Raw genomic sequence first — 24970 nt, forward strand, 5'->3', positions numbered from 1 at the left:
TCCTCCCTATCCGCGAGTCCGCTTGAATTCGGTCATCAAGTCGGCAAGCGCCTCGCACGCCTCAAGCGAAACTGCGTTATAGATCGACGCACGCAAGCCGCCGACGCTGCGATGTCCGGCCAGTCCTTCGATGCCGCGCTCCTCTGCTGCACCGATCAAGTCCCGTTCCAGCGCCTCGTCCTTCATGCGCCAAGTTACGTTCATGCTCGAACGATAAGGCTTCTCTATAACGCCTTGATAGAAGCCGTCGCTTGCATCGATAACGCCGTAGAGCATAGCTGCTTTCTGCTGACTCAGCCGCTCCATTGCCGCAACGCCGCCAAGGCGTTCGGTCCATTCCAATACGAGCTTCGTCATATAGAGCGAATGAACCGGAGGCGTATTGTACAGCGAGTCGTTGTCCGCGTACGTGCTGTACTTCATAATCGTCGGAATACGATCCGAGCAGTCGGCAAGCAAGCTTTCATGAATCGCGGCTACCGTCACTCCCGCCGGTCCTAGATTCTTTTGCGCTCCCGCATAGAACATTGCGAATCGGCTGAAGTCGAGCTTACGGCTCATGATGTCGCTCGTCATATCGCCGATCAGCGGCACTCCTTTCGTTTCCGGAATATAGCCGAACTGCGAGCCTTCAATCGTATTGTTCGTCGTTATATGGACGTAAGCGACATCCTCCCCGATCGGCAGATCAGCGGTATCCGGCAGCACGCGCCACTTCGCATCCTTGCTGCTCGCCGCCACGACCGCCTTGCCGACAGCGCGAGCCTCCGAATAGGCTTTATCCGAGAAGCTGCCCGACAGTATATAATGCGCCGCCCGTCCCTCCTTCAGAAAGTTCATCGGGATGAGACCGAATTGCATGCTTGCTCCGCCGCCCATGAACAAGATCCGGTACGTATCGGGAAGTCCAAGCAATTTCTTGAACAGCTCCTCCGTCTCCGCAACCATCCGCTCCACCGCCGCACTCCGGTGCGACATCTCCATAATCGACATGCCGCCTCCGCCGTAGGCAACGAATTGCCGCTGCGCCTCCTCCAATACTTCCAGCGGCAGCGCCGCCGGTCCCGGGTTGAAATTGTAATTCCGCTTCATGTTCTGCATGTTGCACCGTCCGTTTCCTCGTTTTTTGGAAAACAAAAAGACGCCCTCGTCTTATTGGGACGAGGAGCGTCTGCTCGCGGTGCCACCCAACTTGACCGAAGCAGCGACAAGCGCTGTCTCGATCCTCTTGGTTCCGCGGTAACGGGCGGGCCGGTTAACTTAGGACGTATTCCGCTAGGGAACACTCTTGACGAGAACGCCTCCGAGTTGGAATCTCTTCATAGGCATGATCCGAATGTTTGATATTGCACACATTATATACACGCAGCGAAAGGAATGTCAACACAACTATTTAATTCGGTACACTACTATTGAAATGACCTCACTAGTAGTGTCTATATTGGATATTTGCATTAACTTTTGCCGATATGGGGTAGAGGTTCTCTACACTGCAGAAATCCAATATAGCCTTCTTAACCCGAATATCTAGCCAGCAGCCCGCGACTAGCGACACGCTAAGCGATCTTGATTACATGAAACATCAATTTTTAAAACCATTTTATACCGATAGCTCCATAACAGCCACATGTTAAAGTAAAGAGTAATACCAGCACCAGCCCCGACAAACAAAATCAATTTTTAGAACGGAGAACAATCATCCCCTATGAATCCAATATTTACGATCGACTGCAAAGATATCTACTTGCGGGAATACCAGCTTGAAGACTTGGATGAACTGCATGCGCTGACGATGCAACCGGAGATTCATACGTTTCTGCCGGACTGGAACGTGCCGAAGGAGCAGCGCGCCGACTGGATAGCAAACTATGAAATTCCGGAAAACAAACAATTTCTGAAGACCGTAGAGGAAGGACGTCCCATTCACGATATAAGACTTCGCTTAGGCATTATTCATAAGGAAACCGGCGCTTTTATCGGTTGGTGCTGCACGGGTCCGAAGGAAGAGCTGCCAGAGCCGAATCGCGAGATTATGTACGCCGTGTCCAAAGATTATAGAGGCAAAGGTTATGCGACGCAAGCGGCATCAGGGCTAATTCATTATTTATTCACTCAGGCCCAAGTTACGGAGCTTCACGCGCTTGCCCTTACGCATAATACGGGCTCTATTGGGGTCATTCTGCGCTGCGGCTTCACACCTGCCGGGCAGATCGAGATCGACGGTGAGAGATTCCTACATTATACGCTTAAGAGGCATTGAACCCGCAAAACACGACAATGATGTTATTTCCTATAGCCCAACTTGTCTTTGACGCTTACCTATCATTACTGTAATGTAATAAATATATATACAGTAATGTCAGTGAATTGGGGACAAGGAGTACATCGTTATGCGAACACAGCACAGAGGACTTACCCTTAATAATTTAGTTAATATACTCATCGTTTTCTCGGTTCTCGTCACGCTTGTCGTCTGCGCTATTGTCGGTTACAACAGTGACAAACAATCACTCATCTCCAGCACGCTCGAATTCAATCGAATCAACGCGGAGAAGCTTGCCCAGACGACTAACGATCTATTAACCTCTGCCAAAAAAACATTAACCGAATCTGCCGATTACATATCTCATCAAGATTTAAAGAACGCTCAATTAACGCTCAACTTCATTAAACGAAGCAATAATATGTTCAACTCCTTGTTCGTCGTGAACGAAGCAGGTCTTGTCCTGCTCACCTCTCCGGAGTCTCTCGGCGTCGTGAACAAAACGTTGACCAGCGATGCTGCGATACAAGCGCTTGCGCTTAAGAAACCGTTAATTTCAGAGCCCTATATCGCCATTACGGGACGCTTCATTATTCTTGTATCCGTCCCAATCTTCGATCAGTCAGGCGATTACAAAGGTTTTTTGGCTGGCTCCATCTATTTGCATGAATCAAATATATTAGAAAGCGTACTAGGCACGCATACCACTAGTGACAGCGGCTCCTATGTGTATGTCGTTTCCAACAAAGGCGAGCTGCTATACCACCCCGACAAAACGAGAATAGGCGATGTCGTGATGGAAAACCCTGCTGTTCAGCAAGTCGTAAGCGGCCATATCGGCACAAAAGTGGTAACGAACACGGTTGGCGAAAAGATGAACGCCGGATATGCTCCCGTTCCGGAAGCCAGCTGGGGGATTGTATCCCAAACTCCTGCTTCTACCGTAACGGTTTCCGCTAGAAATTTGATTTGGAACATTTGCCTGTATTCCGTTCCATTAATTTTATTGCTAATCGCTTTGGCCTTCGTCTTGATCCGATACATTTCCCGGCCTTTATATAAGCTCGCTCATTTCGCAGAAAATTTGAATGAAAGCAATCAAGCGATGCCGTTTCCAAAAACTCAGAGCTGGTACTATGAAGCCAAGCAGCTTCAAAAAGCAATGACAAGAGCGATCAGCATGATGCAGGAACAAATTCATACGCTCTCGACCGAAGCCCAAAAGGATACGTTGACGGGGTTAAACAACAGGCGAACAATGGATAAGGTGCTGCAGAGCTGGATTAATTCGAATACGCCGTTCTGTTATATGATTCTCGATATTGACCACTTCAAATGTGTGAACGATACGTATGGACACCCAATGGGCGATGAGGTATTGAAGTTTCTTGCTCAAAAAATGTTAGAGCTGACAAGCTATGACGATGATGTGGTTTGTTGCCGATACGGCGGGGAAGAATTTGTTATCCTTGTGCCAAATATGAATCTAGACGGATCCTATCTGCTTGCAGAGCATATTAGAACAACCATCGAACAATCCGATAGTCCAATTGGGAAACCTATTACCGTATCGATTGGGGTCGCTTCCATCGATGACAGTCAGGGCGAGCTGGAGGTCATGATGCAGACGGCAGATGACGCATTATACCGCTCCAAACAATCGGGAAGAAACAAAGTAAACGTAGGTTAAGACGCTAACATAACCAAAGAAGAGACGGGGCCGCAGCCCCGTCTCTTCTTCTAGCTTCTAAGCTCTACTCTTCCAGCTCGACGTTGTGGTACACTTGCTGCACGTCTTCGAGATTCTCGATGACATCAAGCATTTTCTCGAACTGCGCTTGCGCGTCTGCAGGCAGCGTCAGATCGTTCTGAGCAAGCATCGTCAGCTCGGCAATCGAGAATTCGGTTACGCCGGCGTTCTTAAGCGCTTCCTGTACGGCATGGAATTGCTCGGGATCGGCATAGACGATAACCGTGTCTTCTTCCTCCATGACGTCGCGAACGTCTACTTCCGCTTCCACCAAAATCTCAAATACTTCGTCGGCGCTTTTGCCGCTAAGACCGATAACCGCTGTTGCATCGAACATATAGGCAACGGAGCCGCTTACGCCCAGACTGCCGCCGTTCTTCGTAAAGGCAGCGCGCACCTCGGACGCGGTACGGTTCACGTTATTCGTAAGCGCATCGACGATGACCATCGCGCCGTTAGGCCCGAAGCCTTCATAACGAAGCTCGTCGTAATTCTCTTCCGCACCGCCTTTTGCTTTCTCAACCGCACGGTCAATGATCGCTTTCGGCACGTTGTACGTCTTTGCACGCTCAAGCACAACCTTCAGCGCGCGGTTCGATTCCGGATCCGGCTCGCCGGATTTCGCCGCTACATAGATCTCGCGTCCGAACCTAGCGTAGATACGGCTTGTTTGCCCGTCCTTCGAAGCTTTTTTCTCTTTAATATTATTCCACTTACGTCCCATACTGTTCCCGCTCTCTTTCGCTCATAAATTAAGTACGTGAATGATGCTTGTACGTGATTACTAATATTTTATAGGTTATCCGCAGGGGAATGCAACCCCGCCGCAGAGGGATTGTCGATTATTAGAGTAAACTGCCCCACCACGCCTTAAGCTCATAGACACATAATCCTTCATGCTCGCCGAACATTTGCATATCCTGCTTCTCTTCGTCCGTCCAAGCCGCAACCTCGCTTACCGATGCTACGGAGTATCTTTTGCCCGTTAGACCGGATACGAACACAATGCTTCCATCATAACCTTCGGACTGCTCCAGCATCTCGGCCGGCACGCCCGTTACCGCGACAACCGCCGCTTTCTCTGCTTCCAATGCCATCTGTCTTGCCCTCCCAAAAAAATCGAGCCACCGGTCACGTACCCGGCGACTCGATTATAAATTCAGCTGTGCCTATTAGACTTGCTCGTCCGCCGGGTAGCGCAAGCCCCATTGCGAACGGATCGTATCCAATGTCTGCATAATCGCAAGCGTCTCGTCCAGCGGCATCGTTGCGCTCTCCAGCTTGCCTTCGCGCAAGCAATTCATCGCTTCCTCGGCCTCGAAGTTATAGCCGCTCTGTTCGCGGCCGTCCTCGAACCGAACCGGTTCCGAGCCGGATACATGCAGCGTAGCCGACTTTCCGAACAAGAAGTTCGGCGCATGAATGTAACCTTTCGTACCGTAAATATAAGCGTCGCTCACCATACCAAGCTGAACCGCGCCGTTCAGCGCTGCTGTCCTGCCGCCCTCGTATTCGAACAAGAGGGAGAACTGCTCGTCCACGCCAGTCTGTCCAATCCGAGCGCTGCTCATAATGTTCGTAGGCTGCTCGCCAAATACCATTGAAGCGAAGGATATCGGGTAGATGCCTGCATCCAGAAGCGCTCCGCCGCCAAGCTTCGGATCAAGCAGGCGGCTTTCCGGCGCCCAACCGATATTGAAGCCGAAGTCGGCCTTAACCATGCGCACTTCGCCAATGTGACCCTCTGCCAGCCACTCTCTTACCTTGCGAATCGGCGGCAAGTAACGGGTCCACATCGCTTCCATCAAGAACACGCCGCTTTGGCGCGCCAATTGAATCATTTCCTCCGCTTCCGCCGCATTCATCGTGAACGGCTTCTCGCATAAAACCGCTTTGCCTGCACGCAGCAGCATAAGCGCGTTCTCTTTATGTGCAGGATGCAGCGTCCCGATATAAACAATATCTACTTCCTCGTCAGCGGCAAGCTCTTCCAAGCTGCCGTAGGCGCGAGGAATATTGAATTTACTAGCGAAGCTTTCTGCCTTCACTAGGTTTCTTCCCCCAACGGCTACTAGCTTGGCGCCTTCAGCATGAGCCAAGTCAGTAGCGAATTTTGAAGCAATCCCGCCAGGACCTGCGATACCCCAATTAATCGTCTTTACTGTCACGTTCTCGTCCACCCCTTAATGAATAATAATAGCTAACCTTATTATAAAGTTATTTCTTCATAATCGAAAGCTCGTGCTTCAACGTTCCCTCCCCAGACCTGCGACGGCTGGGTTTGCACTATCGGTTGTGTCGGTCGCGAGAGTAGATTTTGTCCATTCAAAATACTCCTCTGCGCGACAACTAGACTTTTGAGCGGAAAACGGAGACTGTCGATTTACTTGTTATACCGAAATCTTATACATAACTACGATCCTTTAAAAGATCTCGTCACCATGTTGTCACTCATTTGGCTCTATCAGAGTTGTACTTGCCTTTTAATTGGATTTCATCCAATCAAAAGGCAAGGAACGAGCTGATTTCAGAGTTTGATTGGATTTGATACAGTCAAATAGGCGTTGGCGGGCCGCTGAGGGCAAGAATGCCGGATTTGACTGTATGTTTTCCAATCAAGTGTCACTTTATCGGTGAAAGAGCCGATTAGACTGTATGAAATATAGGCAAAACGCACATCCTAATCCGCCGATATGTCTACTTTCCGCTCGAACACCCACTTTAGCCTGTACAAATTCCAATCAAACCGAAGATTCGGAGCCAATCGCTCCCTTTCGTTGGATGAAGTCCAATGACCTATAAGCCGCCCTGTGCCTAGAAGACAGGGCGGCTATTGTTATTCGTTCGGGTAAGAAGGATTAAGGACAGCTTCTCCGCGATGCGACTGCCTTTCAACCGCCGCATTCGGGTCCAAGACCGCGCGCAGCTGCTCGAAGCTTAACTCCTCGGACGGCTTGAAGTCCGCGGAAGCCGCATATTCCAGCAAGCTATGCAGCAGTTGGCGCGCTTCCGGCTTATCTTGCTGCCCGATCAGATCGCTTGCGCATACGAGCAAGCTTCCTTTGCCAACCCTAGCTTCGACAATTAGGCCCAGCTTATGATTGCGCTCGAAATTGTCGATGACCTGTACGACTGGACGGAATGTATCCGGCCATTCGTCTAAGATGAGCGAATGCGAGTTCATGACAATCGGCCACCATTGCCAATTGCTATGGAACTCGGTCGGAAACGCCTTGAACGCAGGATGCTCCTCGTCGCATAACAGGCCGAGCGTTCCCGGTGCAGGCGCCGCATTATTCCCTTCGCAAATGGAGCGAAACATCGGATAACACCAGAAGTCCGATGCAAAAAATCCTTGAATGTGCGAGGTGAGCTGCTCCTGATCAGGTATAAGCAGCACCCTTCCGCCGCCCGCAAGCAAATCACATGTCGCTTCGTCAAGCGACCTCCGGATATGAACGGAATCGGCCGGATTCGTATCAACGTCCGCAGGATAGACCCAAATCGGATAATGATTCGTGACCTCGCTGCCCTTCCATCTCAGCTCCAGCTCCAACTTGCCCGGCGCCTCTATCTCCGCGTGAGACAGATCTATTCGAATCGTTCCCATAAACTCCAAAACGCCTTGGCCGACATCCTTCGCCGCAGTCACTCCATTTCCGATGAACCGCTCGCCTTGCTTAAGCGACCACACCAGCTGAACGTCCTCAAGCGCGATGCCGCCGTAATTCGCCATTTCCAGTTGCGCTTCGAAATGTTCGCCTACGGTATAAGTATATCGCGGGAATCTCGCAAGCAATACGATGTCCGAGCAGAACTCGCGCCAACGCTCCGGCTCGATGAACCCTTTGGATTCCATGAACGCATCGAGTACGCCGACTAATGCCGTTCCTTGGCCGGGAAAGTCTTGCAGATCGAGCAGCTGAAATCCTCCGAAGCCCGGCGTGCGTAAAGCGGCTTCGATTTCTTCGCGATAGCATATAACCGCAAGCTGCCCCGATGCCTTAAAGAAATCATCGGCTTGACTTAACATGCCGGCATGCTGCAGCCGTTCGCGGAATACTTCAAAATTGCGCGCCTCTAAGACGCCTGTATATTTGTCGATCTCGTCAAAATTCGGAAACGATTGAAATTGACCGATCTCATGACCGACGATTGGAATCGGAGCGTCCGGCAAATTGTCTCTATAGTCCACGACCGTTGAAGGGTAGCTTGCTTGCACATGGCCAAGCGGCAGATCCGCGTGAGAGAATGAAGCCCGTACGATCGAGCCGCCAACCCCCGTTCGCATCGTCACCCAGAAATCCGATTCCTCCGAAAACGATGGCGCCCAGAAATAGTTGTTCGCTCCCTCGGCGTACAAGCGTCTGTTGTCATGCTCCCGATATTCCTTCAGGAGCGCCGACATCGCCGGGCGGCTTCCATGCAGTTCGTTGCCAAGCGTGAATAAGGCAAAGGAAGGATGGTTGCCGTAAGCATCTAGAATACGCAAGCCTTCACTCCGCAAATATTCCGCTCTCGCTTCGTCGTAATCCTCGTCCCCCGGTTCTTGAAACGCCCCCCAATACGGGAGCTCCGGCTCGAAGTAGACGCCGAGCATATCGGCAGCCATAAAACCCGCTTCCGGCGGGCAGCATGTATGGAATCGATAATGATTGATACCGTAGGATTTGGCGATAGACAGCACCCGCACCCACTCTTCGACGGTCATCGGCGCGTAACCCGTCAATGGGAAAGCAAGCGCATCATGCTTGCCGCGCAAAAAGACTTTGCTGCCGTTATTCGTAAACTGTGTTCCTTCCGTTGCGAATTGACGCATACCGAAGGTTACACTTTGCTCATCACGGTAAGATTCCCCTATTACAGCAGCCTCAAGAACGATGTTCAAACGATATAGGACTGGATTGAATTCATTCCATAACGCTATCTCTTTTCCAAGGTCATAACTTACTTCCATCGTCTGCTTTCCAGGAACCGCTTGAAGCAAAGTTGTCTTTTCCTTTGGTCTATCGCAGCTTGCTCGTTCGCCTATCATGTCCGACAGCGCAATCGAAATATGGGCATCTGCCGCAAAGCCAGTATCGTTATGCACATCAAACTTCAGTCGAACGGACCTATTCGCTACATCCGGGAACGCTTGGATATTGTCCAGACGAATCTGTTCCATCGCCTGAATCTCGAGCCTGCCCAGCAGCCCGTTCCAGTTCGTCTGCGTATCAGGCGACGTCATATGCCCGCCCTTAATCGGCAAGCCGCTATTGTCGACAAGCACCGTTAATGTATACGTTCCGGGCTTCATAGCACTAAATTCATAGATATGCGGCGCACTTACGCTGTTCTGCGTACCATGGCATTGCTCCCCGATCCATACCTGAGAGACTCTCGTTCGCTCCATATACAGACGAATCGGCTTGCCCGCCCATTCATCCTTAATTACGATATCGCGTTGATACCAGGCATACCCGATTAAAGGATACACTTCCGTAAGATGAGCAATTTCCTTGGCGTTGTTGTATTCGCCTTTCTTATTCTCCGAGGTCGTCCCCGGCAACTGAATGTCATCCTGCAGCTTCTCATTAAAATATTGACGCTCAATGCCCTGTTTCGAGTCATCTAAGCAAAATCTCCACGTACCTGCCAATGATTCTATGATCATATGAATCCTGCCTCCAGCCCTAGTCTATCTCAATGGTAATCCCTATATTCCTGCGGCGTATAGCCCGTTGTCTTCTTGAACAAATAAGCGAAATACGCCGACGTCTGAAATCCGACCTGCTCCGATACCTCGTAGATCTTAATGTTTGGATCGCGAAGCAACTCCTTCGCTTTGTTCATGCGTGTTTCCTGCAGAAAGTCGGATATCGTCTTGCCCATCTCTTTTTTGAACAGAACGCTTAAGTAGCTCGCATTCAAATGATGGAGCTCGGCGAGCTGCTTCACCGTAATATGATCTTGGAAATGCGCCTCCAAATACTCCGTCACCTTGCCGATCAGGTTATGTCTTTGGTTCGCTTCGCCCTTCGTTTCGATCACCATATAGCGCTGCACGTAATCAAGCACGACTTCTCGGATCTGCACCTCGCTCCTGCAATCGATCAGCTTCTGCCACATCTCCAAATTCATTTCCCCGCCCAGCTCTTTGTTCCACTTCTGCTTGCGGGCAAGCTCGCTGAGAAGCGCCATGCCGAATGCCTGCATATACGTAAACATCATCGAAGGCTGAGAAAGCAGCATATCGAACACATTGTTCACGTAGTCGACCACCTTGCTCGCATCCGCGGCCGTTTCCGTAAGCCCGATAATTTCGGGGATCATCTCTTCACGCAGCCTGAATTGTTGAAAATCGGATTCGTCCAAACGGTCATAATGCAAAATTTGTCCGCCTTCCATCAAGCGGGATCTCGCCATCATGAATTTCACTTCCTTGTAAAGCGACGGCACCTCTTCCCATGTCGTGCACACTCTGCTCGTGCCGATCGTGACCGTTGAGCCGTATTGCTCCTGCATGACGTTTTGGATGAACAGAAGCTGTTTCTCTATCGATGCCCGTTCGATGGGAGTCAAATTAATATGCATCGCGACAATCTCATCCGTGCCGGTCTTCGCAACATATACATGCTGGTAATCGGAAAGCCCGACATGAACCGCTTTCAAAAATCCGGTGCCGATCACGACCCGCTCTCTCGCGTCCTGTCCCGAAGAGTGGAACTGATCATAACCGAAGACGATTAACCCGATTTCTTGCTGGCTTGCGGGAAGCTCCAGCAACCGCCCCCATGAATGCAGCATGTCAAGATCGATGCCTGCCTCCACGATTACATCCGCCACGAACCGTTCTCTGACGATGTCCAGGCTGCCGGATACTTTCTCTTGCAGCTCCTGCGCCTGTTCCTCGATTTGCAGCAGCTTCGTCAACGTCTTCCGAAACCCGCCTAGCTTGCTCTCGACCTCTTCCACCTTAATCGGTTTAAGAACATAGGCTTGCGCCCCGACGTTCATCGCTTCCTGCACGAATTCGAATTCGTTATACCCGCTGATCATTAGCACTTGAAGCTGCGGATGGATGGCTTTGGCCTTCGCGACAAGCTCGATCCCCGTCATAACAGGCATGGAAACATCCGATATGAGCACATCCACAGGAGCATTCCGCATTATTTCGAGCGCTTCGTGACCGGACTCTGCGGTAAAGGGAATATCGAAGCCAAGCTCATTCCACTTAATATAACGAACCAGTCCTTGAATATGGGTAGGCTCGTCATCGACAATCAACGCTTTTAACAACATCACATCACCTTCCTGATCTGCGGCCTATTGGCGCATGCAGGTATAATAATCGTTACCGCCGTCCACTCGTTCTCTTTGCTGTCTATCGTAAATTCATGCTTATTCTCAAAATAAAGCTGTAGCCGCTCTCGAATGTTGGCCGTGCCGAAGCCGTTGCCGTTCCCCGCCTGCTTCCCTAACCGGATTTGTTCCAGCATATCGCCCGGGATGCCTCTGCCGTTGTCGAACACCTCGAATCGGACGTTATCCTGCTCTAGCAGTGCCGAGATGCGGATGATGGCGCCTTTCTTCCCCGTAACGTTGCCGTGCAAATAACAGTTCTCCACGATAGGCTGCAACAACAGCTTGATCGTATACAGGTCGAGCAGCTCCTGATCGATATTCCATTCGATCGTTACCCTGCCCGGATAACGCATCTCTTGGATTTCCAAATAAGCTCTCACATGGTCAAGCTCGCCTTTTATTTGCGTCACATTGATTTTATTGTCCAGCGCCAGCCGGTAAAAGGCAGTCAGTGCGTCGATCGTGCGCAGCTGCGTATCGTCCTGCAAATCCATCGCCCGCCATCTCAGCAGGCTTAACGAATTGTATATAAAATGCGGATTGATCTGGGCCTGCAACGCCTTGAATGATTGCTCCCGCTCCTTGAGCTTCGCTTGCGTAATGTCTTCTACCAGCCCGCCTAGACGTCCGGACATCGAGTTGAATAATACCTCAAGCTCGCCAAGCTCGTCCTTCTCCGTATTCCGAATGCTGACGTCGAATTGGCCTTGGCTGACATCATACATGCGGGTACCAAGCTTGCGGATGCGCCAAACGACATTTTTCAATACGGTCATTATTAAGAAGGTGGAGCATAACAAAAAAATGAGTATAGCGGCAATAATGCCGTATAGGATCGTCTTCGATTGGCTCTCAAGCTCATCCATCTGAATCAGCGCGGCCACCTGCCAGTTCGAATCGATTGGTCTGACCATAAGCAAATTGCCGTCGACCATCAAGCCCTCGGAGAGGCTCGCTTCCTCCCAGTGATCATTCAGCGATGTCGCTTGAAGCTTTAAGCCAATCTTCCGGGGATCGGAGGAGACGATGATCGTGCTGTTGTCGTCGATAATCGACAGCTCACCCGAACCGCTGAACGGCCGGTCGAACAGCTTGCCGAATACCGTTTTGTAATCTAGCAGCATATAGATGAGACCGAGCAAATTGCCGGACGGACTCATAATTTTATGCGAAATGACGAGTTTGTCTTTGTTGACGTTGCTCCAGGTTAAAACGTTTGGATCCCCGCTAGCGCTCGCGAACCAATCGGTTTCGGTAAAGCCCGGCCGCAAAATGCGCCCCTCCGGTTTCCACAGCAGACGTCCGTCCTGGACTAACATCGTGTTCGTATGATAGATTCGGAAGTCATCGATTCCCGGCAAATATTGACTCGTAAAGACGAAGGAGCGATCGACGTACTCAACCGTATTGAGCTGCTCGAACATATTCGAATAATCGCGGCTTAAGCGCGCTACAAGCTCCCCGTCCGTTCCCGTACGCGTGGCAAGCACGTCGTAGCTTTGCTTGCGAACCTCGATATTTTGAACCGTTTGGCGCATCGCCTCTTTAATGGTAACCATATAATTATCTCTAAAGCTTTGCAGTGCTAAATAACCCGCGACAATCCCCAGCAATATTGTAGGGACGAATATAATAGCTCCGTAGAGAAAAAATATTTTTCCGCGAAGATTCATCTTGCTCGTGATTCGGATAACGATTCTTTCCAGGCTGCGGCGCAATGTCATTGGAATTCCCCCTCTCCATAGTTTAATGGCAAAATAGCGATCGCAACAATGGAAAAGGGAGCAAGCTCCCGAGGGAACTGCTCCTTCCGTGACTATAACTAGCCTTGCTCTTTAGCTAAGATGTCATATTGCTCCTGCCATTCCTGCTTCACTTCCGACCAGTGGCCGCGTTTCTCGAGGGCATCGCGGAAAGCGTTCCAAGTCGACTCGAATTGCTCGTCGCTGGTCGCCATAATGAATTTGGCTCTGTATTCCTTGCGGATATTTTCGAGCTCAGGCAAATACTTCTCGATCAGTCCGCCTTCCTTCGCCTTAACAAGGTCATGCGTTTGAATGCTGCGAACGGCGCCCATCTGTCCTACCGCCGCTGTGAACTCTGCCGTTTTTTTGCTGCCGGCCTTGTCGCTTGAACCATAGTTCCACCATGGATACCAGTCGTTATTGTAGGAAGAAAGCATATACAGCTCAGGTGTGACTTTTGCCTTCTGAGCAGGCTCGCCGGAATTGCGCGCCTTCTCATATTCAGCATCGATATATTCCCACAGACCAAGCGGTTGGTCGACCCAGTCCCAGAACTTGCCTACCGGCCCTTCATTAATAACGTTTTGCTGCTCGGCCTTCGGCTGCAGCGAATACTCAAGGAACTTAAGAATCGCATCAATGTTTTTGCTGTCTTTGCTAATGTAGACATCATAGCCTGGATACGGATTGATGACCGTATTCGCACCAAGCTTCTCGACGCCGGCTACTTTCGGGAATGGAACGACTTGATAGAACCAGCCCGGCTCCGTCGGCCCATCTAGCGTCTCCCATATATCAGGGTCTATGTTAAAGAAGGTACCCACATTCATCGCTACGCGTCCGGCTTTGTTTTTCTCTTTATAACGTTCCTTCTTGTCGGTTACGACTTCCGGATCGATCAGATTGGAACGGTACATTTTGTTCATCCACTGATAAGCCGCTTTATACTGCGGATCGTCATACATAAGGACGAATTGGTCGCCTTTCTTCTCTACCGGAATAATGCCGCCGCTCGTCGTGACGCCGAATGTGCTCAGTACCGCATTCTCGTCGTTCCATCCGGCCGTATCGTTAGGATCCATCAGGAAGCTAAGCGGCAGAAGAGACTTGCCCGACTCGTCCTTTTGCTCGGACGCTTTGGCCAGGAACGCTTCTACTCCTTCAATAGTAGCCAAATCAGCTACGGTCATTCCCGCTTTCTCCAGCACATCCGTGCGAACGGTCCATGATTGCGAAGCCCAGCCCGGCCAAGGATTGTCGGGATTCTGATCGAACCAGGTCGGAATCGACCAGATATGGCCTTCGGCATCCTTCATTTGATCCAAATATACTTTCGGAATCGCCGCGAGGTTCGGATATTTGTCAGGCATATCGAAATATTGCTCGACCGAAAGCACTTTATTCGAGCGAATCATCGCCGCTTTGACGATATCGCTGCGGCCGAATATGGCTGCGTCTTTGAAGCCGCCCGTGTTCAGCTTCAGGTTAAGCGCGGTTACCGCGTCCCCCTGCGTCGCCTCAAGCTCCACTTCTACGCCCGGCTCTTCTTCCTTCCAGTATTTTTGCACGAGGCTGTCATTGTTGATCGTCGTCGACCAGCCCAGCCAAAGATTGAACTTTTGCGGACCCGTCGCGCTTCCGCCGCCGCTTTGTTCCGTGTTTGCGCCGCTTAGTTCCTTGTTCGCATTATTCGAACCGGAGCAGCCCGCAATAACCGAAACCAATAAAACCGCCGCAATCGCAAGAAGGCTGTTTTTCTGTACCCATTTGCCCTTCAACATGTTCGTTTTTCTCCCCTTTTCAATATCGATATTACTGGTATATGGTTAGTCATTATACCCATTAGCAGCTTGCTGTTACCCTTTGACGGAGCCGATCAATACGCCCTTCACGAAATATTTCTGAAGGAACGGATATACGCACAGAATCGGAATCGCGCTTACCATTACGGTAGCCATCTTCACCGACATGAGCGTCACGTTCTGCATTTGCGAACCTCTGGCTAAAGCTTCTTGATTCGAGTTCGATCCTAAGATGGCCGACATATCCTGGGCCTGCAGCAGCTGCTGCAAGAACGTCTGTACCGGAATCAGATCTTGTTCGGTCACGAAGAACGCGCCGGCGAACCAATCATTCCAATGCCCGACGGCGGTGAACAATCCGATTGCCGCGAGCATCGGCTTCGACAGCGGCACAATGATTTGGAACAAGATACGGAACGGCCCTGCGCCGTCCAACTCCGCCGATTCGATGAGCGCCTCGGGAATGCCTTGAATGAATTTCAGCATGACGAACATATTCCAAGCCGAGAACATGCCCGGGATGATGTAGACCATGAAGTTGTTGATCAGCCCTAGGTTATACAATTGAATGTAGAGCGGAACAAGACCGCCGCTGAACAGCATCGTGAGCAAAATGTAGCTCAGAATCGATTTCCGGAACGGAACCTGGTGATACGATAAACCGAATGCGACCATGAGCGTAACGAGAAGCCCGGCGATTGTGCCTGCAACTGTACGAGCAATCGTAATGAGATAAGCATGCTGGATCACTTCATTTCCAAGCACGATTTCATAGTTGATCAGCGTAAACGCTCTCGGCCATAAGTAAACTCCGCCCTTCGCCGCATCCGTCCCCTCATTCAGCGATATCGCCAGCATATAAGCGAACGGATAAAGCACGGATAAGCATAACAGGAGCATGAGAGCGATAACGATGCCTTGCGATATTTTTTCACCCGTTGTACGTTTCATTACTTACCATAACCCCTCACCGTTCAATTTTCTGGATAGCTGATTCGTGAGTACGACTAGGATAAGGCTAATAACGGACGATAGCAGGCCAATTGCGGTAGCCATCCCGAAATACCCTTGCTGAAGGCCGGTTCGCAGCACATACGTATCCAGCACATCCGCCACCTGCATATTCGCCGGGTTCATGAGCGGATAAATCTGATCCATGCCAACGGCGATCAAGCTCGGAATGCTCAAGATAAGGACGATCGATACGGTTGGCATAATGCCCGGAATGGTGACATGCTTGATTTGCGACCACTTCCCTGCTCCTTCGACCTTAGCCGCTTCGTACAGCTGCGGATCGATTGCCGATATAGCCGCAAGATACAGGATCGTATTCCAGCCTACCTCTTTCCACAATCCACTGGAGATAATCATAGGTCGGAACCATTGCTCCGATCCGAGGAAGAAGATAGGTTCTCCGCCCATCCTCGCAATCAGATCGTTAGCTAATCCCCCGTCCAGCGTCAGAAACGACTGCAGAATATAAGCAACGACAATCCATGAGAAGAAATGGGGCAAATAGCTAACGGACTGAACGAACCTCTTGAAGCCGTTATGCATTAATTCATTGATCATTAAGGCAAGGATGATCGGAGCCGGAAACCCGAATATGAATTTCAACACCGAGATGAACAGCGTATTTTTGACAACGACCCAAAACTGCGGTTCTTGCAGAAATGCGAAATTGTCCAAGCCTACCCATGCGCTCTCCCAAATGGAGGAGCCGATCTGAAAATCGCGGAATGCGATTTGAATCCCCGCCATCGGTACATAATTGAACAGAAACAGAAGCAACACGGCAGGAAATATCATTACATATTGCCACCGGTATTTGTATAATCTTGCTAACATGATGTCTAAGTTCCCCCCTTCTGCTCTTAATTGTAAGTGCTTACGGGGAGTTGAACCATATAACGGTGATTGGATTTTCATCGTAATGATTGGACGTTTGACGACTATTTAGACGGATTTCGTACAATCAAAACAGTCTTTACTGCGCCAAAAGTTCTTTTGAGTGGAAAACATACAGGCTAATCAGCCTCTGTGACGCATATCCGTCCGCATGCGACTAGACTAATTAGTAGACACGCCTTAATGGAGACCTGCAATGCTATTGATAATAATAGGTTGAGGTGAATGCAATGGAAGAGAAACGCAAGCGTTATAGCGAAGAGTTTCGACGGAAAAGACGATTGAGCAACTAGAACAAGAGGATTGGGTGTATTGGGCCAGCCTTATGGACCTCTACTCCCTGAAACGGGAGCTTGTTTACCAAATCAAACTTCGGACTCGGAAACAAGCTTGGGCTGCGATTAATGGATATATTGAACGCTCGAGTATAATCGCATTCGCAGCCATTCTACAATAGGCATGAAATCTACGGTTCTTTGGTTAAACTGCTTTTTTTCGCACTTCAAATTGGTAACTTCCTGAACCTACGCGACTAATTGCAAATAGACGCCCATGCTCTTGAACAATTTCAAAGTTGATCAAAGTGTCCCTCTCCATGATTACCGTTTCTTCCGACGCAATAGGAAGTTTAATCGTTCCGCTTGTATTCGGAGGCAAGCTGACTGCTAACCGCAAGCCACTCGCCTCGGACATGAAATCGACATGAATCTCGCCTCTAACAGAGCGATGGCTGCCTGTTACACGTTGGATTAAGCCCGAACAACCTGATGCAATGAGGATTTCCTTGTAAGCATCCCGTATTGACGATATACCTAGCAGTTCCTTATACAGCCACTCCAAAATATGTCCCATCATATCGTGGTTTCGGGAACGGGAATCATCCGTCCAAAATTCAGGCAGCGCCGTTTCGCCTCGTTCGACGAACCGAATATAGCTCGGATGCTCGGGCTGCATCATCATATCGAATACAATATCGTTTCGTTTCATGCCAGCAAGCGCGCCGAACAAATAACGAAGCCCTATCTCTCCCGATCGCAGCTGCCGCCCTGACGCCGCATGCAATAGAGCCGATTCAATATCGGAACGATGCTCTTCATCCACGAGTCCAAAGTAAAGCGGAATGGCCTGAACGACCTGATTCAACGGATCGAATTCTCCGTTCAGCTTACAATAGGCATAATGCCCTTCACCTTCGCTCGCGATCCGGCGCAATAGTTTCGCATTATAGCATCGCTTCACCCGTTCGGCTTCCGCCGCGTAATGCTCCACATCGCTGACTAGCCCGAGCAAGGACGCGAACTTGGACGTTAACCTGTAGCTCTCATAATAGAAAGCAGTCTCTACGTTCTCGACGTAGTCTCCTCCGGTCTGCGGCGCAATGCCCCAGTCTCCGAGTCCATGGTTAATAAGTCCTCCGTCCACTTCCTTCGACTTCAAGTATTTCAAATAGGCTTTCATGGCAGGATATGCTTCTTCCATAGCGGTTCGGTTACCATAGGTCCGCAAGAGTAGCTCGGGAACGAGAATAATCGCGCTTCCCCATGCTATCGAATCACGGAAACCATCGCTAAATCTCGAATATTCCGGTGCTATATCAGGAATTAAGCCTTCCTCCGTCTGGGCTTCCATCATATCTCGCGTAATTTTCAGCCAGAGCTCTTCGACGCTCTTCACGTACATAATCGATGGGCCCATCAGACTTGCCGTTTCAATCCAACCCAGCTTCTCGATCGTAGGGCAATCGGAATGCACGCTTTGCAGATTGCTCTCGATCGCTTTGATAATAATCTGGGCAAGCTTCGTTATGCGAGGATCATCTGTCTCCAGTCGACCCACATCCTCTGATGCCGATGTTACGAAATGTCCCTTGACATCATGAATGATCGGCTTAAACTTGTCTGAACCATCACGGGTGCAGCCTTCGATCTGCACCCATCTCGCACCGTAACAGGAGAAGTCGGGCTTCCATGCTTCGATCTCCCCTGTACCGGCTAGCGTGTACTCGGAATAGGTAACAATGTCCCACGGGGTAGCTACCGTACCGTCCTCGTTCCGTAGTTCACCAGGCTTTATAGTGACTTTAGAGCCGGCAGGGCCGCTGACATAAATTTCGAACATGCCAGACATATTTTGGCCCAAGTCGTAAATATACACTTGCTCGAGCGGCTCTTCGATTCCGATCGTATCGTAGACCGTTCTCACCGTAATCGGCGGCTGGTTCTGGCTCACGAGATTACCGGCAGGAGAAGCCAACACCTTGGCAGTCTCCCAACCCGAATCGTCGAAATCAAATCCGTACCATCCATTCGGATATAGCCTCGCGTCAAAATTTTCGGAGCCGTACACGTTCGCTAGCGTCGTCGCGCTCTCGCGAACTTTCCAGTTCTCGCCCTCCGTCCTTACATATAGAACGGAGCCGTCCTCATATTCAATATGCCATTCTCCAATAGCAAGCAGCTCGGCGCCGTAGGGCTCGTACCCTTTTCCTATCGTATAGAAATGCCGATCTCCCGCATCTCCCGCATAAAATCCGTTGCCGACCGAAAACCCGATTACGTTACTGCCTTCGCGAATCCTGTCCGTCACATCAAAGCAAACATATTGTACGGACTTTGTATAATTAGTCCAGCCTGGATCCATCTCATTAGGCCCGACTTTCTCGCCGTTCATGTACAGCTTGAAGTGGCCAAGTCCCGACACGAGCGCATAGGCGCACTTAACTCGTCCCTCCGAGGCAAATTCCGTTCTGGCGTAAAAGGGTTTGGATCCGCCGCTACCGATCCACTCGGCCTTCCAGGTTTCAGCTTTCAGATAGCCAGTAAACAGCGTTTGCACTTCGCTCCATGCCAATACGCCATGCTGATTCCATACTGCGACTCTCCAATAGTAGGCAGTAACGCTTTGAAGCGGTTGCCCTTGATAGACAATGCCAAATTGCTCCGAAGAGCTTACCTTGCCGCTGTCCCAAAGCAGTTGCTCACAACTAATGACCGACTCTTCTCGTTTAGCGAGTATGATTCGATAGTGAGTCTGACTCTGATTCTGCTGCTCGCTTTCCAATTGCCAGCCAAATAGAGGGCTAACCGTATCAATCCCCAAGGGAGAGTAATAGTTATTGATCTTTAAATGTACCGGTCTCATCATTTCGTATCACCTCGTTCTATTTGCTGGAACGCAGCAATCTAACCGGATCTATTAACCCGTATGGAGTACCTCTGTATTCGGTCGTATAATCGTTGTCCTCGGGGTGGAATGACCACCAATCCATCCATTTAGGATTAGTATCCAATTGATGGAGCGGACCAAACAAATTGCGCGGGCTGCCTACGACCTCGATAACGATTCGATTTTCTCCATGTTTCACTAAAAACGGATCCAAATCCACATAGGCTTCGCTTCGCCACGGAATCATCTTGCACGCCGCCCCATTCACTTTCACGTCCATCAGCACAGCTTCATAACGGCCAAACACCAGACTGTATCCGTTGCCTTCGTTCGTTTCCTTCTCAATCTCGAAACAATAATTCATACTGCCGCAATAGTAAGGATAACCTTGACTACGCCAGTCTCCGTAACTCAGATTGCTAGGTTCGTCCACAATTCTGCGATACGAATCAATTGCAAAGTCTCCTATAATATAACCGTTCTCCAGCTCCATGTCGTTGCAATAAGCGATAAGAACATCAAGCGTGTTCACACCCTCCCGCAAAGTCGGCAGCTTCACCTTCTTCATGCTCATATCCAAATAGTAGCCTTCTGGTTCTGCCTCAACACGCTTACCATTAAGCTCATAATCGAAGCGGTTCGCATCCTCGAATACAAAGTACGTATCGGTTGAAGGTACTTGGGCTGCAGTAAACGTAAATCGCAGCTCGAATGGTGTCTCGTTACCGGGATGTTCCTCATGAATCCAGAAATACCGCTGCAGATTGCCGGAATGCAAAACTTGGCGCATGCCAAGCCGCTCGCGAATGATCCGCTGGGCTCTCCATACCTCCATGGGTTCCGACCACTGCTCTTCCCCCATTCGAAATTGGCATTGATCGAGAATAAGCGCGTTAGGCGCGGACCGCTTACAGGAAACAGGCTTCAGCTCCGTTAGCTGTTCATGGCCTGAGCAAGCAATCTCGCTTTGAGGAACAGCCATTTGCTCCATTCGCTCAAACGGAGCATTCCCTATAACGTAAAGCTTGGACTGCGCCGGTTCAAAATTTTCTTTGAACGTAACTCCGCCTTCTTCCAAGCGAACGGAACGTGTTATTACTTTCCCCGTCCAAGCATCCCATTCCTCCAAGCATTGCCCGCCTGAGAGCTGAATCTCAACTTGATGTGCATGCTCCCGATCATTATTTACGATAAATGCAATTGAGCAGCCGTCCATCTGCCGATGCATATGGAGAAACGGCTTCGCTTCTACGCCAGCCTCATCCTTAATGCTTACTGCCCTTGACGCAGCCCCGTTCAGTAACGGTTCCAGCTCTTCAGCATCCTGTAATCGGATAAACCCTTTATGCCCAAGCAGCTCCTCCAAGCGATGAAGATTCTCCGATCGGCCATCCACTAATGATGGCATAGCCCCGTACGCAGATACTTTGCCGCCTCCGTCCATATAAGCGAGCAGCACCTCAACCGTGGAGGACATCAGATTGTTAAGAGACGGAAGAATAACGAATTCATAGCTGGCCTCGCCAACGATAAGCCGTTCTTCATCAGCCCTCGCGAAATCCTTCAGGATCAGTTCGTCTCCCAGATCGTAATCGACATGCAGCTCGACTAGACGGTTAACGAATGCGTTGAACGACTTGTCGTAATCCGCCAGCAGCGTCTCGCTGCCTGCGTTGTTTTTCCATGCAGCCGAATGGACGCTTTGTCCTAGCTTCGTCCATACTGAAGTGGAGGGATGAATGACGAGTACGTTACGGGTAAGCTTGCCTTCGCTCAGCACCGCGCTAAGCCTTGCGTAATAATCCTCCATCTTTCGGTCATGATTCCACCAATTCGTATGGTAGTTGAAGGATGGCGGGTAATCGCGCTTGCGGCATCCTCTGAGCGAATACCAGGAAAGATGATGCGTCAATAGATTGACTCCTAGCGCATATTGCCAGTCGCCGATCCATCTCCTGTTCTCGAAGGTCAAATCCCAGCCCGTCACGCCATATGTCTCAGTAATGACCCGCTTCTTCCCAAGCTGGTTTGCAATGCTGGAAACTTGCTTTATCGTCAAATGCTCGGCCGTCTGCTCGCACAGCGTATCGACGCCCGGTATATCCATATACCGATAATGCAGCATCAAGGATCCGCTATGCTGGACCTGTCCGACAAGGCTGCCTTCGGAATGAAAATGACCGGTGAGCTGTATGCCTTGCTCTCTGCACCAATCGCCGATTTGTTTCGTATACGATTCGCTGAAAGTCTCTGCCACCGTTAACCAGTAGTCATGCCGAATTTGAGCAGAAGCCTCCCCTCCAAAGAAAAAGAAAGGAAGCAGCTCCCAGATCGGATAACCCCTTCTCCGTTGAAACTCGCTTGCCAGCACCTCGCTCCAAGCGATCCATGTCAGCTCCGGCTCATCCAGCCGTTCGGAAAACCCTTTCACCGTCGGTTCGTCGGTGAATATGCCAGGTACGGTTTTGCCGAATTCCTCCCCTACCGCTTTCCGGTACGGTTCATAATTTTTCTCGATAAACAGCCTAACCGTCTCCGGATTCATTAAATCCGTATAGGTATCGCCGTGACACCAATCGTTCTTAGCGGCAATTCGAACCCGAAACACAAGGTAAGTGTCGGTACCTCCATCTAGCCTCTTTCCGCCTTTACCCGGCATAAGCCGAGTCAACTCTGTTATTTGATCTCCCTCGATGACCGCCTTATAAGCGGCAACGATCGACTCATCGCCAGACTCGATGGATTGGCTCAAACTGAGCGTCAGTGCTTTGGCGCGTACCGCATCGCCGCCCGCCCTCGCAACCAATCCGCCGCCCATGCCGGAGGAATACCGATCTTCGTCGTACAACCATGCTTTCATGCCGGATTCCTTGGCCTTGGCCACGCTTCCCTTGATGCGCTCCATGAATTCATCGCCCAAATAGGGAGTTTCCAAGCCCTCGCGCACATGCATCATAAATCCACCCATGCCTTGCTCCTTGAAGCCGTCGATCTGACGATCCAATTCCTCCTGCTTCAAATCGTCATTCCAAGCCCAGAACGGAACAGGGCGGAACGGGATTCCCGGATCCATGAATGATTGTTTTAATTGGTTTCGATTTCGATCCATTGGACACCTCTCTGATTTCTATATCGTAATAAACGACTTACCCCTTCACGCTTCCCAATACAAGACCTTTAACGAAGTATTTTTGCAAAAACGGATAAATGCATAGGACCGGCAGCATCGATACGAACAACTGAGCCGCCAAAACGGTTCGGTTCGAAATATTGGCAATCAGCGACAGATCGTTTGCATTCATATTCGTTAAGTCCCTGGCCACGATAACGGTACGCAAATAAGTCTGCAGCGGATAATGGGATGGCGAGTTCATATAGATCATGCCATCAAACCAAGAATTCCAGTGAAAAATAATCGTGAACAGCGCAATCGTAGCCAAAGACGGCTTGGATATCGGCAAATAGATGCTCCATAGCGTTCTCCATGTGCCTGCTCCGTCCATTTGCGCCGATTCCTCCAGCTCGGCCGGCTGCGTGCGGAAGAAATTAAGCATGAGCACGATGTTAAAGACATTAACCGCAGACGGAATCACAAGCGCCCAGATTGAATCCATTAATCCTGTTTCCTTGACCACCATAAAGGTCGGAATAAGTCCTCCGTTGAAGATCATCGTCACGACGAAAAACCATGAATATACGGATCTCGAACGAAACTTCAGATTCGACTTAGACAGCGGATAAGCGGCAAGAACAGTCAGCGACAAGCTTAGAAGGACCCCAAGAATTAGCCTTTGAAAAGATACGCCTACCGTGTTCATAAAAATATGGTTGCTGAAAATATATTTGTAGGAGTCCAGATTAAATCCGACAGGCCATACGGTGACCCACCCTGCCGTAACGGCCGCATTGCTGCTTAGCGACATCGCCGCCATATGAATAATCGGGAACAAGCAGGTTAACGAGAATAGGGCAAGAAAAATATAGTTGGCATATAGAAATAGCAGCCGGGAAGGCGTGCGCCGTTCGATCATAAGATGATACCTCCTTAGAAAATCCTGTAGTTGGCGAGCCTGTAAGCGAGCAAGTAGGATGTGCAAATAAAGACGAAGGATACGAACGACTTGAACAAGCCGACAGCGGTCGCTACGCCGTATTGCATTTGCTCCATGCCGATCCGGAATACGTACGTATCCAGAATATCCGCGCTGGAGTAGACTTGAGGACTATATAAATTGAATACTTGGTCGAAGCCCGCATTCAAAATATTTCCAAGACTTAGAACGCTGAGCAGCACAATTATAGGTCTCATGCCTGGAAGCGTGATATGCCACATTTGCTTCATATGCCCCGCACCGTCTAGCGCGGCAGCTTCATACAACGATTTATCGATGCTAAGTATAGCGGCCAAATATACGATCGTATCGAAGCCGAGCTCCTTCCAGATATGCGAAGCGACGATGACAAAGCGGAACCAAGGGCCGCTTCCGAGGAAGTAAATCGGTTCGAAACCTAGAAATTGCAATAGATTGTTGATGATGCCTCCCGAAGGCGACAAGATATCGATTAGAATGCCGGATAAAATAATCCACGAAATAAAATAAGGCATGTAGACGACTGTTTGAACGGTTCTTTTAAACATTGCGCTTTTCACTTCGTTAAGCAATATGGCCAGACCTAGAGGGAACACGATTCCGACGACCATTTTCATAAATGAGATTAATAGCGTATTGCCAATCACCTGCAGCGTATCCGGCATGCCGAATACGTACTTAAAGTTGTCAAAGCCGATCCACTCCGAGCCGAACCAACCGTTTGAAGGAATAAAATCTTGAAAAGCGATGACGATGCCAACGATCGGCCCATAGCTGTAAATAAGCACTAGGATGACCGCCGGCAGCAGCATCATATGATAAGCTCCAGTAGAAAACCGACGTTTGCGGGTCCCTTTCATCTCCATCGACATGCACGCTCCATCCGTATAGAAGGAGGG

At 50.0% G+C, this 24970-nt stretch carries 16 protein-coding genes; 2 read left to right on the top strand and 14 right to left on the bottom strand.

Features of this window, described 5'->3' with window-relative positions; genetic code table 11:
- Positions 1 to 6: 6 nt before the first annotated feature.
- Positions 7 to 1101, bottom strand: coding sequence for a 3-phosphoserine/phosphohydroxythreonine transaminase (gene serC, locus AC1DF0_RS02320; protein WP_442048785.1), 1095 nt, complete (start codon positions 1099 to 1101; stop codon positions 7 to 9).
- A 604-nt stretch (positions 1102 to 1705) separates the two neighbouring features.
- On the opposite strand from serC, the gene AC1DF0_RS02325 reads away from it, so the two are divergent.
- Together AC1DF0_RS02325 and AC1DF0_RS02330 are read left to right on the top strand one after the other, a co-directional pair.
- Positions 1706 to 2260 carry a GNAT family N-acetyltransferase gene (locus AC1DF0_RS02325; protein ID WP_477572942.1) on the top strand — a complete coding sequence of 185 codons (555 nt, stop codon included), beginning with the start codon at positions 1706 to 1708 and terminating at the stop codon, positions 2258 to 2260.
- Between the two features lie 130 nt (positions 2261 to 2390).
- Positions 2391 to 3953: a sensor domain-containing diguanylate cyclase gene (locus tag AC1DF0_RS02330; RefSeq protein WP_477572943.1), complete on the top strand. Its 1563-nt coding sequence runs from the start codon at positions 2391 to 2393 to the stop codon at positions 3951 to 3953.
- 64 nt (positions 3954 to 4017) lie between these two features.
- On the opposite strand, the gene AC1DF0_RS02335 is transcribed toward AC1DF0_RS02330, so the two are convergent.
- From AC1DF0_RS02335 to AC1DF0_RS02395, 13 genes are all read right to left on the bottom strand, one after another.
- A complete protein-coding gene (locus AC1DF0_RS02335) occupies positions 4018 to 4737 on the bottom strand; it encodes a YebC/PmpR family DNA-binding transcriptional regulator (RefSeq protein ID WP_442052491.1) in 720 nt (239 codons plus the stop codon).
- Between the two features lie 121 nt (positions 4738 to 4858).
- Positions 4859 to 5110 (bottom strand): hypothetical protein, encoded by a 252-nt coding sequence (locus AC1DF0_RS02340; protein ID WP_442052492.1) that lies wholly within the window; start codon positions 5108 to 5110, stop codon positions 4859 to 4861.
- A gap of 75 nt (positions 5111 to 5185) precedes the next feature.
- Positions 5186 to 6181 (bottom strand): Gfo/Idh/MocA family protein, encoded by a 996-nt coding sequence (locus AC1DF0_RS02345; protein WP_442052493.1) that lies wholly within the window; start codon positions 6179 to 6181, stop codon positions 5186 to 5188.
- A 668-nt stretch (positions 6182 to 6849) separates the two neighbouring features.
- Complete coding sequence (locus AC1DF0_RS02350; protein ID WP_477572944.1) at positions 6850 to 9669, bottom strand: glycoside hydrolase family 2 protein; 2820 nt, start codon at positions 9667 to 9669, stop codon at positions 6850 to 6852.
- Positions 9670 to 9698: 29 nt separating this feature from the next.
- Entirely contained in the window at positions 9699 to 11297 is a 1599-nt protein-coding gene (locus AC1DF0_RS02355; protein ID WP_477572945.1) for a response regulator transcription factor, read from the bottom strand.
- Positions 11297 to 13084 carry a cache domain-containing sensor histidine kinase gene (locus tag AC1DF0_RS02360; protein ID WP_477572946.1) on the bottom strand — a complete coding sequence of 596 codons (1788 nt, stop codon included), beginning with the start codon at positions 13082 to 13084 and terminating at the stop codon, positions 11297 to 11299. The genes AC1DF0_RS02355 and AC1DF0_RS02360 overlap by 1 nt, the downstream gene beginning before the upstream one ends.
- 98 nt (positions 13085 to 13182) lie before the next feature.
- A complete protein-coding gene (locus AC1DF0_RS02365) occupies positions 13183 to 14886 on the bottom strand; it encodes a type 2 periplasmic-binding domain-containing protein (RefSeq protein ID WP_477572947.1) in 1704 nt (567 codons plus the stop codon).
- 75 nt (positions 14887 to 14961) lie between these two features.
- Positions 14962 to 15858: a carbohydrate ABC transporter permease gene (locus AC1DF0_RS02370; RefSeq protein ID WP_442052498.1), complete on the bottom strand. Its 897-nt coding sequence runs from the start codon at positions 15856 to 15858 to the stop codon at positions 14962 to 14964.
- Between the two features lie 3 nt (positions 15859 to 15861).
- Entirely contained in the window at positions 15862 to 16755 is an 894-nt protein-coding gene (locus AC1DF0_RS02375) for an ABC transporter permease (protein WP_442052499.1), read from the bottom strand.
- Between the two features lie 540 nt (positions 16756 to 17295).
- Positions 17296 to 19959 carry a family 78 glycoside hydrolase catalytic domain gene (locus AC1DF0_RS02380; protein ID WP_477572948.1) on the bottom strand — a complete coding sequence of 888 codons (2664 nt, stop codon included), beginning with the start codon at positions 19957 to 19959 and terminating at the stop codon, positions 17296 to 17298.
- A gap of 16 nt (positions 19960 to 19975) precedes the next feature.
- On the bottom strand, positions 19976 to 23089 hold the full coding sequence (locus tag AC1DF0_RS02385; protein ID WP_477572949.1) for a glycosyl hydrolase: 3114 nt from the start codon (positions 23087 to 23089) through the stop codon (positions 19976 to 19978).
- A gap of 37 nt (positions 23090 to 23126) precedes the next feature.
- Entirely contained in the window at positions 23127 to 24011 is an 885-nt protein-coding gene (locus AC1DF0_RS02390; RefSeq protein ID WP_442052502.1) for a carbohydrate ABC transporter permease, read from the bottom strand.
- A 14-nt stretch (positions 24012 to 24025) separates the two neighbouring features.
- Positions 24026 to 24931: an ABC transporter permease gene (locus tag AC1DF0_RS02395; RefSeq protein ID WP_477573127.1), complete on the bottom strand. Its 906-nt coding sequence runs from the start codon at positions 24929 to 24931 to the stop codon at positions 24026 to 24028.
- Positions 24932 to 24970: the final 39 nt, after the last annotated feature.

Source organism: Paenibacillus sp. 05T425 (genome assembly GCF_056396205.1).